Here is a 14,767-nt window from a genome sequence, read left to right on the forward strand (position 1 = left end):
CTCGCAGCAATGCGAGGCCTTTTTTTGTTACTTTTCCTGGGTTAAAAGCTGGCTTTTACGCCCATATTAATGGTGGTACCCAGTGATTTGGTATAGTAACTCGCGTTAGTCGAAGCTTGTGAGCGGGCAGAAAAATAATCTTCATTAAGTAAGTTTTCTACCCCTAGTGAGAGTTGCCAATTATTGAGTTGATAGCGACTGGTTAGGTTTACTAGGTTGTAATTTTCGATAGGGCCTTGAGACCCAATATATGCGCCATCGATCGGCTCAAATCGATCACGGTCACCAACAGACATGTAGTTAATGCCGATACTTGCCTCTTCAACAGGCTGCCAACTGACATAAGCGGTTAATTTAGGTGGTGATATGGTGCCACCATCTAGATAAGTATCGGTATCGGTGTCTTTACCTTCAATCCAACTATAGCTTAACCCCGTGCTGAGATTATCAAATACACGATAGTCAATTTGTGCTTCGTAACCCCAAATTTTTTGTGGTGCACGTACGGGTAAGTAAATGCCTGTTGTTGCATCAAAGCTATTACTTGTACCTAATTCTGATTCGCTTCGGTAGGCAGCAATTTCATAATTGACATCACCCCATTGCCCTGCAAAACCGATTTCATAGTTATCAACAATGGATGACTCTGTGCGGATTAACGCAATATCATCAACCGTGGCGGTACGTAAAAGGCGACCAATATCTGAAATATCTGCACCTTGGGAAAAACTCATAAACGGGTTAAATAACGCATTGATATTGTAACGTAAGCCAATATTATAAGTGGTTGAGTCATATGTTAATTCTCCGCCAGTGACATCAAAAGGTACTGAGCAAGTACTTGGGGTTCGGCAGAGTGTTAAGGTTTGATAATCATCGACAGTTAACTCGACGCTATCTTGGCGGATCCCGGCTTTTAAAACCCAATCATTGGCAATGACAAACTTAGTTTGTAAATAAACCGCTAAGTTACGCATGTCCATTTCAGGCACCCAAATTCGGCCGTCTTCTAATGGTTGTGAACTGATGTCTTGCAGTGCATCAATACCGTAAATAAAGCTTGATTCGACATTATCCCAATCAACTTGGGTGGCAAAGTTAATCCGCAGGCCTTTCTTTTCTGACTTGATAAACGATTGGCCGCCTTCGTAACCTTCACTTAGGTTAGCGAGTGCCGTTGAAAAGAAGAACATATTTTCAATTTTTTGCAGGTAACCATCGACGGTTAATTGGGTGTTATTGAATATCTCATAGTCGACGTATTTTAACATTAGGTTATGATTGCCGCGCGGCCCTTGAGGGGCGCCCAGTTTTGCAATCCCAGTAGTATTTTCTATGGCGTAAGTTTTTTCGCCAGTGTTAGCATTGCCAGCAACATCGATGTAGTCTGAGTTTTGTTGGGCTTCGTAGTAGTTATACGTCAGTTGAATCGACTTGTCGTCATCAAGTTGGTAGCCGAGTTTGGTAAAATAGTTGTTCGATTTCGTTTCTGATAAACCATAAACTAATCCGATGGCGTCACCTTCAGCATCGCGTTCCACGCCTGTTTTTTCTGTAATGGCACTCAATACGTAGCTAAAGTCACCAAGGGTACCGTCTATTGAGGTATCAACTCGATAACCGGCACTGTCTTGTAATTTTACCGCGCTAAATTTACTGGAAACCCCGACATTAACGCGTGCTTTATCTTCGCTGGCTCGTTTAGTGATGTAGTTGATGATCCCGCCTGAAGCACCATTGCCATAAATAGAGGTTGCCCCTTTAATCACCTCGATACGTTCAATTGCTCCAGCATCGATAGAGCTTATGCCTAATTTGCCATTTCGTAATGGGGTAGATTGGGGCACGCCGTCAATCATCACTAATGCGGCACGACCACGGAGATTTTGCCCTGAGTTACTTGATGTGCCTGTACTTGGCGCCAGTCCTGGGACGCGAAATGCGAGTAAGTTTTGTAACTCAGAGGTGACTAACATGTCTTGTGCAAGGGTTTGTTGTTCAATAAGCGTGACTGAAGAGGGGACTTCGTCTATCCGTTCGGCTGAGCGACTGCCAGTAATAATCATTCGCTCCATTGGGGCATTGTTGTCTGTGGGTTGTGATGATGATTCTGCATTGGCATTAGCTACGGGGAGTGCTAATAAAAATAATGCACAATGAGTCGCTATAGCCAATTGGCTAGGCTTGAATAACATAGGTATACCGATTAAGAAATAATGAATGGGAGGTAATGATATTCATTATCATTAACAAACGCAGATTATTTACATTATTTACATTAAATCAAATGGATATTAATAATTCATTTAACGAGTGAGTGTTGATTGTTTAGTCTTAATCGTTTACTCGTTAGTGCTACCGTTCTAGTTAGGCGCTGTGGTAACAACAGAGCCTGCCTGGTTAGAAATGATCTTTCACTTGGAACCTGAACTCCCAAGCATTGATGTCGTTACCTGTGGTGATCGGAACGGCAATGTCAACATGGGCTACGTTACCGTAACTGGATTTAGAAGAGTAAATCCGTGCGCCAATACCAATACTACCAATAGGACCATCAACTTCATTTTGCTCATCTGGGCCACTGCTTGCTTGACCGATATCGGCAAATACTGCCCAGCCTAACTCGGCCAGTTGATATAAATTGATGTTTGGATAGTATCGGATTTCACTCGTGAGCAACCATTGATTATCACCATGCTGGTAGTCATTGGGGTAACCGCGTACGCCGGTTTCATCACCAAGTGCAAACGTTTGATCAAGATAGTTATTGTGTGAGGTTGCAATGCGCGCCTTGGAGTAGGCGGTCCATTTAGGGCTAATTTGATGAAAATATTCCGCAGCTAAACCCACATTATAAAAATCTTGTTGGCCAGTTTGAATATCGGTCCGCCCAGTTAAACTCATTAACAATAATTGATTGTCTTGTTGCCAACCGCGACTGCTTGAAGCCGTTACGTGATAACCCATAGCCGCATTGTCGGCGATGTCATTGGTTTCAAATCCTACACTTACCGTATGATGCCAACCTAAGTTAAAGTCTTCGTTTTTATTAATCAGCTTGATATTATTCAATACTGTGTATTGATCTTGCAGGTATTCGTAGCGGATCCAAGGATAAACAAACTCACGATCAAAAGGTAAAGGCGAAACTGGGTAATCGTCTATGTTACTAAATTGATGATTATCTTGGGTAATCCCCAGACTAACACGATGCAATTGATCTGCTTGTTTGTCGACTAACCAACCAAAACCTACATTGGTATAATCAATCACATGCTCAAATTCATTAATGTCTTGGCCATTTTGTCGTGTGGTGTCGATGCGCGTATCGGTCAACCACGACAAGGTGTACATATTCTGAGTATCGAGTGTGTAGAAGGGTTTATTAAAGGCAATTGCCGATGCTTGGCCGTCGCTGTTATCGTAAAAATCAACCGACACATTACCGTGTTTAACCCACCTTACTGGAGCATCAAAGGCAAACTTGTAACCGGTGCGTTCGGCACTCGATTGATATTTTATTTTGGTTTTAACTCCTAATCCCAGTAGGTTATCTTCTTTTATGCCAAATGAGTATTTGGTGTCACCGCCATTTTTACTCAAACTGACCGTTGGCAGTAGTGACCAGTTATCCCATGTTTCTACTAATACCACGTCTTCAACGTTGTCATCGGCGAGAGGATCTTTTCTGGCGATATTGATATCAGCGTCACGAATATAAGGTTCGTAGCGCAGTAAGCGCTGCGCTTCTTGAAGATCTTTCTTGGTAAGGCTATCGCCTTCCTCAAAGCTTAAGCTATTGAGAATAGTCGATTCTTTGGTATTGATATGCAGATAATTGGCCCAGCGATGTAGGAAAATAGCATCGGGTGCCGACTCGTCAAAAATAGGATGACTGACCACCACAATGTTAGTGACCTTGTCGACATCATGCTTATTGGTTGTCGATGGTGATGATTTGCGGGTGACAGAGTCATCTTTGACTATTAACTGCGCCCTAGTGTCAATTATGTTTGCTTGAACACAAGACGAAGCAAGCAGGATGGCGAAAAAAAATACTGCCGTAAATATTATTGGCATAGCTTCGTCCTTATTTTTATTGTTATGTCTTTAATAGGTCAGCAAGCGTTGAAGTATTGTTTCCTGTATGAGGTTTTTATGTTGCCTATTTGTTTTATATCATACCTGAATAATATAATAGTCAAGCATTTAGCTTGAATAAATATTTCATTTAGCCATCAAAATTGTGTGGATATTTAGATTGTAAAAATAACGGCTGCAATAATAGCAGCCCTTAAGTCGATAGGAATATGAGGACAAGACTAACGTTTACAGCGAACGACGAGGGGGTACAACAACGTTAGCAAAAATGAGTCCAGCGATTAAAGACATAAAAATGAGAAAAATTTGCGACCCCAAATGCGCTTGGTTAAGCATGGTTTCACCTGAAATTAATGCATTTAAGCCAATATAGGTTTTACTGCCAGGCACAAGAATTACGATGCCTTGCAGTAATGCAATGGATGCAGGTGCTTTCATCCAGCGAGCATAGAGGTTTGAATATATCCCTACCGATAACGCGCCAACAAATATGCCAATGGATTCGCCTAAGTAAATTCCTCCGAGCATGGCAGAAAAGAATGCCACAATGCCAGCACAAACCCCCCAAGGAGAGTCTTTTAAGCGCGCTTTAAAGATGATCACCAGTGACATAGACAATAGCGGCACCGCAGACCAAATAGCCCAGCGTGGCAGTGGAATGGGTTCAACATAAATGGCCTCACCAAAGATGGCTTTACCAATGGTCATGCCGAGCACGGCGCCAAAATACAGTTTAAACAGCTGCATCACAGCGTCCATAATGCGCGCAGTACCAGAGATTAAATCGCGGGCGGCTAGCTCAGCTAAACCGAGTGTGAGCGCAAGGCCAGGGACAAAGATAATGATCCCAGACAAAATGGTGACAGGTAAATTGATACTGGGGTCAAATTGCGCAATACCGGAGACCAAGATGGCGCACATAACCGCCGCCATGGGCTCGAGCATTTCGGCGATACGTTTTGATCGTTCAGCCCAAAAGACTAAACCGTATACCAGTAAGCCAAGTATGGCCGACCAAAAAACATCGTGCCAACCTGTGCCCATTAGCATGGCAAACCCGCCCGCACTTGTGCCAAAGGCCAATAACGTCAGTTTGTGTCCATAAGGATTAGGCTTATTGGCTATTTCTTCTAAGCGATCAAGGGCTTCTTGCAGTGTCCGTTGCCCAGAGCTGAGTTCTTCTACCAGTTCAAAGGTGCGCGCTAACGAGCCTAAATCGAGATCGCCCGGATTCACACGGGCTACGTGATTGTATTCTTGCTCAGTGTCATGCTGAAGTACGAAGGTCATCGATGTGGGTGATATTAAGAAATACCCTTCGATACCCAGAGTCGTTGATACGGTTTGTAAGTGAGATTCTAAGCGATACGCCGGGGTACCAAACTTGTGTAAGGCTTTTCCTAATTTAATGATAAATCGACGTTTTTCTAAAAAATCCTGATTATCCACTGGGCGATAGTCACTTTTTGTAAGGTGATGAGCTTATTTGGCGCGAATATTAACCGATTAAGGCGTGTGTTTACAGCCAAACTGATCCAATATGATGTTATATCGCTAAGCCACTTCAACATGCTCGTTTCAGAGCTCCTGAAGGGCAAGTTGAGAAGCAACCTGTTTCAGTGTTATAAAATAGAAAACTAGAATAAATAGAATAACTAGTCCAGCTATTTCATGCCTTGAACTCTGTCACCTCTATACTTGCTCAATCCGGTGTTTCGAGGTCGTTTGGCTATACTCAACTTATTAAATATTGATGTAATAACAATAATATAGTCTTTTAAAGGAATAACTCATGACATTGATGGTATCGGGTTTATATGCTGGCTTAACGGCACTGTTGGTTTTAGCATTATCTTACAAAGTGGTTAAATTTCGCCGAGCGAATAAAATTGGTATAGGTGATGGCGGCCATCAAGGATTATCCGTTGCCATAAGAGCCCACGGGAATTTAATTGAAAATGCCCCCATAGTGTTAATTTTATTGGTGCTAGCTGAATTTAATGGTATGCCAATGTACTTGGTACATTGTTTGGGCACGGCTTGGATTGTTGCGCGTTTACTGCATGCTATTGGACTTAATCAAGGCAAGGGTGATTATCATTTTGGTCGATTTTACGGCGTATTAATCACCTGGATTGTACTATTGATTTTAGCTGTTGCTAATATTGGTTTCTTTCTTGGGTTATAACATTGAAAACATGAGGGAATAGCAATATGACCACTCAATTTACAAGGGTATAACAGGATAAAAATATTTCACATTTGGTGTTTTTTTAGTCACACTTAGTGTCGCGGTACTGCTATAATCTGCGTCCGTTAAATTCAGCCACAGGCTGATGTTGTCAATGGATCAGGCAGACTGATTTTCCCCATTTATGTAGGTCATATACATGCAAGTTGAGTCAACGTTATTTAATTATCCAAAGTTTTGGGCGCAATGCTACGGAACCGCACCTTTTTTACCTATGTCTCGTAAAGAGATGGATAAATTAGGCTGGGATAGTTGCGACATTATTATCGTGACAGGTGACGCGTATGTTGATCACCCTAGCTTTGGTATGGCAGTAATTGGGCGAATGTTAGAAGCACAAGGTTATCGGGTGGGGATTATTTCTCAGCCAGATTGGTCTAATAAAGATGATTTTATGCAACTCGGTCGGCCAAACTTATTTTTTGGGGTGACCGCTGGCAACATGGATTCGATGATTAACCGCTACACGGCTGATCGTAAGTTACGTCATGACGATGCTTACACGGCTGGTGACATTGGCGGAAAACGCCCAGATCGTGCCGTGACCGTTTATACCCAACGTTGTAAAGAAGCTTTTAAAGAAGTACCGGTAGTCATTGGCGGTATTGAAGCCAGTTTACGTCGTATTGCCCACTATGATTATTGGTCAGACAAAGTGCGTCGCAGCGTGATTTTTGACGCCAAAGCAGACATTTTAATTTACGGTAATGCTGAGCGTCCACTGATGGAAGTCGCCCGCCGTATTGCGGCGGGTGAAGCCATTAGCGACATTGATGATGTTCGTGGTACTGCGGTAATGCGTAAAGCACCTATGCCAGGTTGGCGCGGTATGGATTCTCGTAAAATCGATCAGTTACACAAAATTGAACCGCTGCCGAATCCTTATGGTGCCGATGATGTTGGCTGCAGTAATTTATCGGGTCCTTCCGACAACAAAATTTTTGATAACGACGCGCCTAAAGCGATTAGTATTCAGCCGCCACGACCTAAGCCGTGGGAAAAAACCTATGTGTTGCTACCGGCATTTGATAAGGTCAGCGAAGACAAATATTTATACGCCCATGCTTCACGGATTTTACACCAAGAGCAAAATCCGGGTTGTGCTCGAGCGTTATTTCAGTCCCATGATGCCAACCGCGGAGTGTGGGTTAATCCACCTGCGTGGCCACTAAACACCGATGAAATGGATGCGGTATTTGATTTACCTTATCAGCGTATTGCGCACCCCATGTATGGTGATGAGAAAATCCCCGCCTACGATATGATCAAGACTTCAATCAATATCATGCGTGGTTGTTTTGGTGGTTGCTCATTTTGTTCGATTACCGAGCATGAAGGACGCATTATTCAAAGTCGCTCGCAAGAGTCGATCATTAAAGAAATTAAAGACATTCAAGAAAAAGTGCCGGGCTTTACCGGGGTCATTTCTGACCTGGGCGGCCCAACGGCAAACATGTACCGTTTAGGCTGTACCAGTGAGAAAGCGGAGAAAACCTGCCGACGTTTGTCGTGTGTGTATCCGTCTATTTGTGGTCATTTAGGCACCGACCATAAACACACCATCGATTTATATAAAGCGGCACGTGAAGTACCTGGCATTAAAAAAGTGTTAATTGCTTCGGGTGTTCGTTACGATTTGGCTATCGAAAACCCAGAATATATTAGAGAGTTAGCTAAGCATCATGTTGGTGGGTATTTAAAAATTGCCCCTGAACATACCGAAGACGGCCCGCTCAGTAAAATGATGAAGCCAGGTATGGGAACCTATGACAAGTTTAAAGAACTGTTTGATAAGTTTTCTAAAGAAGCGGGTAAAGAACAGTTTTTAATTCCGTACTTTATTTCGGCGCATCCTGGTACCACCGATGAAGACATGGTTAATTTGGCGTTATGGTTAAAAGGGCAGAAATTTAAGCTCGACCAAGTGCAAAACTTTTATCCCTCACCGATGGCCAATGCGACCACGATTTATCATACCGAACTGAACTCACTGAAAAACGTTAAGCATGATAGTGAAAAAGTGACAGTGCCGAAAAAAGGCCGTCAGCGTAAATTGCATAAATTCTTATTACGTTATCACGACCCATTGGGTTGGCCGATGATCCGTGAAGCGCTAGTTGCCATGGGTAAAGAGTCGTTAATTGGTAATGGACCAAATCATTTGGTGCCGCCAGAAACCCGTAATGAACAAACGAAAGTGAAGTGGGGCCAAAAGCCATCGGCTAAAGCGAAAGAGCAAGGGGGTCAAAAGGCCATGACGCGTTTTTCTGCTGATCAGTTTGAAGACCGTAAAGGTACCACTAAAGCAGACAAAGGCAGTGCTAAGCCAGTAGGGCAGAAACCAAAGTCTCCAGCCAAAGCTTCGGGCCAAGCGGCAAAAGGGCAAGCACCCAAAAACCAAGGCGCTAAGCGTCCAGCTAAAGCGACCACTTGGGCGACTAAATCTAAATACGCCAAGTAAGCTAACACGTTAACTTACCGTCATAAAAACCCGCATTAACGTTTGCGGGTTTTGTTTTTTTAGCAGCAACAGATTCAATAACAAGGTAATCTGGTTCGATACTTTGGTCTTTTAATTTAGTCTGCTCAGTCGCCGTTTTGTTATACGACGGCACTTTATTGATTAAATGACCCAATGGTTTGATAAACAAGGAACGATCATTATGCCAACGTTAATTAGGCTTAGCGGATATTTCAGTGGTGTACTGCTGTGTGGTAGCGCTATGTTAGTTAATCCTGCTTATGCCGCTAACTCGGTACAGCAACAGCAATTTTTTGAAGCGATCAGCGATCTTTGCGGTAAAGCTTTTGCGGGTAAAGTCACTGCTGGTGGCGGTGAAGGGGATGGCTTTAGTGGCAAATTATTAGTTATGCATGTAAGAGAATGCACCGATCATCAGTTACGTATTCCATTTCATGTTGGCGATGATCACTCTCGCACTTGGGTGATAACTCAAACCGATACCGGATTACGCTTAAAGCATGACCATCGCCATCAAGATGGCAGCGAAGATAAAGTGACTATGTATGGTGGTGATACACGCGATACTGGCACTGCAAATATGCAGACTTTTCCTGTAGATGATGAGTCCATTGCTAATTTTAAGCAACATGGCTTAACCCAGTCGGTCACTAACGAATGGCAGATGATGATTGAAGCCCATACGTTTACTTATCGCTTAAGCCGAGAAAATCGCGACTTTAAAGTAGAGTTTGATCTCACTAAACCTGTCGCATTACCGCCGAAACCTTGGGGATATAAATAGGTCTTTGATAGGTATATCGGTTAGGCATGGCCTGCGGCCACTAACGTCGTGGCGCTTCACCGATATCAGAATAAGGTAGTAAGTTGTCAACTTACCCAGGCTAATTTAATCGTCATCCCGGTAATGCTCGTGAGCCGGGATCCAGGTTTATTCTTTTGTACTTTTGCACTTATGGCCTGCGGCCACTAACGTCGTGGCGCTTCACCCACACCAGAGCAAATGGGTAAAGCGCTTGTACCCCTTTGCAAACCCTCAGCGTTCCGGCAACATTTTCTGAACAGCGAAAAGGTCGCGACGGAAACTAATCTAGCTTTTGGCCTCGTTTGAATCCTGCTTCGGCCCATCTTATTAATAAAGAGTGAAAATGCTAACGCTTCCGATGGGGCGTCCCTTCCCCTCGAAAGCTAGCTGGCCATCCTTGGCCAGCTCACGTCATTTTCTTCAACGTCCTCAAGTTCAGAGTTGAATCTGTCCATTTCCAAGTCAAGAAAACTAACTCGTTTGTGCACCAAAGCTTGTTTAGGCTATGGCCTGCGGCCACTAACGTCGTGGCGCTTCACCCACACCAGACCAAGAGGAAATCAACGGCTATTCCCTCTTTACTCTTTTTAAAAGAATTGGCCCAGCCGCCCCGCAACATTTTCCCTATTTACTTAAACAACAGATGCGAAAAGGTCGCCATGGGGATTGATCCAGCTTTTAAATTCATTTGTATGCTGCTTCGGCCCATTTTGCAATAAAGAGTGAAAATGCTAACGCTTCCGATGGGGATCTGATGTAAATGGATTCATGAATGTCGTGGTGGCATGGTCAATGGTGTTCCCTAAATCATAATGACATTTCCCATATCCATATGGGGCAGATGCCAAAGAACGACCCCGTACCGCGAAAGCTAGCCTGACATCTGATAGGCAGGATGCCTGAATGCCTTGGAGTATATGGATATACGTGAAAGGCCATGTCAGGCTCACGCATTCTTTTATAAATAGTCTTCAACGGCCTCAAGTTAAGTGTTGAATCAGCCCTTTTAAAGTCAGTATAACTAACTTACTTTTGTCTCAAAGTTTGTTAGGAAAATCCAATTTTAGCTCTGCTCAAACGTATTTATTTCTAATTTATGAAAGCACCATTTTGATGTAAATCTATCTACGATGAACATCATAAAATCTTTGCCACAGCACACTGTGTTTTTATACAGTTATAATTCATTTGTGTTAAAACAACAGTGCTGTTTCTCGTTATGTAATTGCGAAAATTCTCGGTTTTACCTAAAGGATAATTATATCTAATTGAATTAGCTGATTTTTGTTAATATATCTGCTCTACATAACGAGTTTGTATTATTCTCGATTATCTAAATTCTCGCTTTTGCCTAGACTAAAAGGTGATTGATTTGGGTTATTTAAGCTGATAAGTTACTAAAATTATTAATAATTAAAGTAGTATGGATGTTGAGTTTTGGTGAGCTTCTCAGGATGTTTATCGGAATTCTCGCTAATACGCTGTTGAACTAAGCCGCTGCGCGGAGCCCAAAAGCCAGCTATTTACACCACACTTACCTCAGTGGATTTCCCACTATCAAGGAGGTAAGTCATGTTAGTTCACACTCAACTATTCCACGATGAAATTACACTTAGGCGCTACTCTGAACGCACTCGAAAATCGTATCTTTATGCCATTAATCAACTGGTGAAGCATTACAATCAACCCATTGATACCGTGAGTGATATACAGCTCAGTGCCTATTTTCGTTATTTGAACCTTGATAAAGGTTTGTCTCGAGCAACCATCCAACTTCAACTGAACGGTATTCATTTTTACTTTGAACATGTCCTTAAACGTCATTTCACTATTGATATGTGTTTACCTCGGGCCACCCAAAAACTGCCGCAAGTGCTCAGTAAGCAAGATATCAGTCAGTTATTACAGCACTGCCCAAACCAGAAATATCACACCATGATAGCGCTTTGCTATGGCTGTGGATTACGGGTCAGTGAGTTGGTGAATATCAAAGTCGCTGACATTGATGGTCAGCGGCAGTTACTCAAAGTGTGTCAGGGAAAGGGAGCCAAAGACCGTCTCGTTATCATCTCACCATCATTGCTGAACTTACTGCGGCATTACTGGCTAAAGTATCGGCCGCAAACGTGGTTATTTGGTGTGTACTATCACGGAAACACTTACCCATTAGACGTCTCAACCGTGGGCAAAATGCTGAAGAAATCCGCATTAACAGCAGGGATAACCAAACCTTGCAGTCCACACAGTCTTCGCCATGCTTACGCGACACATCAATTAGCCGCGGGTATGCTTCTTAATCAGCTACAACACCAGCTCGGCCATAAAAGCATTAAAACCACAGAGCGGTATCTTCATTGGTCGCCAGACCTTGGGCATAAAGGAGGCGATTTACTCGCTGATTTGGGGTGATGATATGGCGCACTATCACTTGAGTGACATTCTGCAAACGCATTATGGCCACTATCAACAACATCACCGACTGAGCCATCAGCAACGATTAGTGTGCCAACGTATCTTGAGTTGTCGCACCGCAGCCCTAGGCCAACAGCAGTGGCAATGTAATCAATGCCACTATCAGCAGAGCGTGTTCTGCTCATGCCGAGACAGACATTGCCCACGCTGCCAAGGTAAACAAACCCAAGCATGGATAGATAAGCAGCAACAGCAAGTACTGCACTGTCGCTACTTTCATTTGGTGTTTACCTTACCCCATGAACTTAATGAACTCACTCATAGCGAGGCGCAGGCAAAGCATCTCTACAGCGCACTTTTCGAGGCGGTATGGCAAACCTTAAGTCGATTTGGAATGACCCGCAAACACTTGCAAGGTCAACTTGGGTGCACTGCGGTATTGCATACCTGGGGACAAACCTTAACTCAGCACATCCATTTACACTGTTTAATCCCGGGAGGCGCAGTCACAGAGCAAGGGCAGTGGCGAGGTGTGAAAAGTGATTATCTTTTTCCTGTTAAGGCGGTATCAAAAGTGTTTAAAGCCAAGATGTTGGCGGCACTGCGCCAGCGTGAAGTGACAATTCCTGATGCTGATAACCTCATCAAAAAGGAGTGGTGCGTATACAGTAAAGCTTGTCTTTATAAAGCTGAAACGGTAGTGGCCTATCTCGGGCGTTATACCCGAAAAGGCATGTTGCATGAGTCACGGCTAAAGCGCGTCACCGCCAGTTCAATCGATATGCGTTACACCGATTATCGGGATAATCAACGTAAAATCATGCAATTGGTTCCCGAAGAGTTCATCCGGCGTTACCTATTACATGTACTGCCAAAAGGCGTGATGCGGATAAGGCATTTTGGTTTTTTAGCCAACAGTTGTCGACGTAAAAAGCTCATGCAAATTAGAGAACAGCTTGGTAGTAACCCCCTTAAAGACATCAACGCAACAACTGAAACGCTAGGGCACTGGTGCTGTCCACAGTGTGCTAATGGGCGGTTAATGTTTGTGGGGCTCGTACCACTGCTAACCATGCTAGCGCGTGAGGCGCAGCGAAGGTTGTCAGGTTAATCACCATCAAAGCGGGTGAGATAATCGGGAAAAAACTGACTTAGTTAATGTTGAATTGGCTGAGGCGACAACACACATCCGCAAGCCGAAAAATCAGGCGGAAAGGCAATGATCAAGCAATGGGGAAACATGGCATATTATAAAACCTGCCTTAAAAGGTGTAATCAGAACAACCGATTAGCCGAAGTGCTGTACAAAAAACAACTACCGTAAAAAAGCAAATTCCTATAGCATAAAGCATACCGATTAATATGGGTGTGGCATCGGCCAAGTCCAACAAGCGATTTATGCCCTGCAAACAGCGCAACGCATAAATACTAAAACGTTAGTGTGAACAAATGAAGCTTTTGCGAATACTGTTAGTCTTATGTTTAATTCAAGGCTGCAATGAAATGGAAATTAAAATGCTATCAAATGGAAGTGAAGTCAAAGAGGCTCTGCGAGAATTAAAGTCACAGAAGAAGTTCCTTGCAAACTTAGCTCTATTTTATCCAGGAGCACCAGACGAATTAATTCGAATCGAAGCTGAAAATGTAATAAATTCAGCTTTGGTAAAACTCATTGAATCACCACCTGATAGCTTTACTGAAAATGAGTTTTGGTTAACTTTAAAAGTTGCAGCAAAACAACTCGCTAAAATGGACTCTGAAGAAATAGAGCGTGGTTTATCTTATATGGAGGAAATCATGGATATCTATAAAATTGAATCCTCAGACGGTAGGTTAAACGAGTGGCGCTACGGTTTTGAGCCAAGTTCACACTAACAAATAAGGATAGGCCGCGCGAAGCCGCGTCCTTATCCCAAGTGTTGAACAAGCCCGAACACCGAGAGTGACTCTTTATTATGTAAATAACAGCTCGAGAAAACGCGCTGTTTGATGTGATGGTTATCGTGCTAGTTTTTTGTAGTCAGCAAGTACCCTTAGCCCCTCTGCTAATTATTTAACTCTATTAATTTCAGTGCGTTAAATTAATCCTCCACGGTATTCAGTTAAACCATTATTCTTATTATTTTCAACATTAGGTTGAGGTCATTAAGTTTGTCGGTCGTGCCACTACGCCCATAAAGCGCATTGGTTGCTGGCAACAGGGGCAACTGCGGGTTGCTAATCTGCGCTTTATCTCAGGAATGATTGGAAACGTTGCCCCTGCAACTGCCAGCATAAGCTGTATTTGTAGCCTGAGCTTTTTGGCGTTACCTCTGAGTAATCCATAGTCACGCACTCGCCTTAATCCCTTCGGTAATACGTGTTGCAGTATTAACCAGAGAAATTCTATGGCGGGTAAGGTGCGTACTTTTGTCGACTTTGTTTGGCTGTCTTCATACTCGAAACTCACGTTGTCATCGACATGACTTTTGATATTTTTGTCAGCCAGTACGCCGCGATAAAGATAGCGTGATAAATACTGCAGTGCAGGCAAGCCTTTGCCCACATGTTGGCAGTCTACTACCCACTTTTTGGGCAGTGAGGTTGGCAGTGTGAGATTAAGCTTTGCCAAATACTCCAGCAAGCGTGCACGCCAGACATTGGCGATATTAAAGGCGTTGAACAGGTATTTGCCTTTGTTCTTTTTCCAGTGCTGTTGAGTTTTGTTAAAACTGCC

At 43.3% G+C, this 14,767-nt stretch carries 11 protein-coding genes; 6 read left to right on the forward strand and 5 right to left on the reverse strand.

The window, feature by feature from the left end; all coding sequences use genetic code 11:
* Window positions 1–41: 41 nt before the first annotated feature.
* From AAEZ00_RS01075 to AAEZ00_RS01085, 3 genes are all read right to left on the reverse strand, one after another.
* On the reverse strand, window positions 42–2,195 hold the full coding sequence (locus AAEZ00_RS01075) for a TonB-dependent receptor (protein WP_351077594.1): 2,154 nt from the start codon (window positions 2,193–2,195) through the stop codon (window positions 42–44).
* Between the two features lie 205 nt (window positions 2,196–2,400).
* A complete protein-coding gene (locus tag AAEZ00_RS01080; protein WP_351077591.1) occupies window positions 2,401–4,080 on the reverse strand; it encodes a ShlB/FhaC/HecB family hemolysin secretion/activation protein in 1,680 nt (559 codons plus the stop codon).
* Between the two features lie 249 nt (window positions 4,081–4,329).
* Window positions 4,330–5,550, reverse strand: coding sequence for a threonine/serine exporter family protein (locus tag AAEZ00_RS01085; protein ID WP_351077588.1), 1,221 nt, complete (start codon window positions 5,548–5,550; stop codon window positions 4,330–4,332).
* Between the two features lie 343 nt (window positions 5,551–5,893).
* Between AAEZ00_RS01085 and AAEZ00_RS01090 the strand changes: the two genes are divergently transcribed.
* Both AAEZ00_RS01090 and AAEZ00_RS01095 read left to right on the forward strand, forming a co-directional pair.
* Complete coding sequence (locus AAEZ00_RS01090; RefSeq protein ID WP_124013214.1) at window positions 5,894–6,289, forward strand: MAPEG family protein; 396 nt, start codon at window positions 5,894–5,896, stop codon at window positions 6,287–6,289.
* Window positions 6,290–6,491: 202 nt separating this feature from the next.
* Window positions 6,492–8,813, forward strand: coding sequence for a YgiQ family radical SAM protein (locus AAEZ00_RS01095; RefSeq protein WP_101033042.1), 2,322 nt, complete (start codon window positions 6,492–6,494; stop codon window positions 8,811–8,813).
* A 1-nt stretch (window position 8,814) separates the two neighbouring features.
* Here the strand turns inward: AAEZ00_RS01095 and AAEZ00_RS01100 are convergent, their stop codons facing one another.
* Window positions 8,815–9,003: a hypothetical protein gene (locus tag AAEZ00_RS01100; protein WP_351077583.1), complete on the reverse strand. Its 189-nt coding sequence runs from the start codon at window positions 9,001–9,003 to the stop codon at window positions 8,815–8,817.
* 72 nt (window positions 9,004–9,075) lie between these two features.
* Here AAEZ00_RS01100 and AAEZ00_RS01105 point away from each other — a divergent pair, with 72 nt between their 5' ends.
* The 4 genes from AAEZ00_RS01105 (at window position 9,076) to AAEZ00_RS01120 (ending at window position 13,926) form a co-directional block, all read left to right on the forward strand.
* Window positions 9,076–9,618 carry a hypothetical protein gene (locus AAEZ00_RS01105; RefSeq protein WP_351077668.1) on the forward strand — a complete coding sequence of 181 codons (543 nt, stop codon included), beginning with the start codon at window positions 9,076–9,078 and terminating at the stop codon, window positions 9,616–9,618.
* A gap of 1,593 nt (window positions 9,619–11,211) precedes the next feature.
* On the forward strand, window positions 11,212–12,048 hold the full coding sequence (locus AAEZ00_RS01110; protein ID WP_351077580.1) for a tyrosine-type recombinase/integrase: 837 nt from the start codon (window positions 11,212–11,214) through the stop codon (window positions 12,046–12,048).
* 4 nt (window positions 12,049–12,052) lie between these two features.
* Window positions 12,053–13,162, forward strand: a complete 1,110-nt coding sequence (locus AAEZ00_RS01115; protein ID WP_351077577.1) for an IS91 family transposase — start codon at window positions 12,053–12,055, stop codon at window positions 13,160–13,162.
* 392 nt (window positions 13,163–13,554) lie between these two features.
* Entirely contained in the window at window positions 13,555–13,926 is a 372-nt protein-coding gene (locus AAEZ00_RS01120) for a DUF4844 domain-containing protein (RefSeq protein WP_351077570.1), read from the forward strand.
* A 256-nt stretch (window positions 13,927–14,182) separates the two neighbouring features.
* Here AAEZ00_RS01120 and AAEZ00_RS01125 read toward each other — a convergent pair.
* A partial coding sequence (locus AAEZ00_RS01125; protein ID WP_351088066.1) for an IS91 family transposase occupies window positions 14,183–14,767 on the reverse strand: 585 nt, incomplete at its 5' end.

The organism is Shewanella sp. S1-49-MNA-CIBAN-0167 (assembly GCF_040310145.1).
Taxonomy (GTDB): Bacteria; Pseudomonadota; Gammaproteobacteria; order Enterobacterales; family Shewanellaceae; genus Shewanella; species Shewanella psychromarinicola.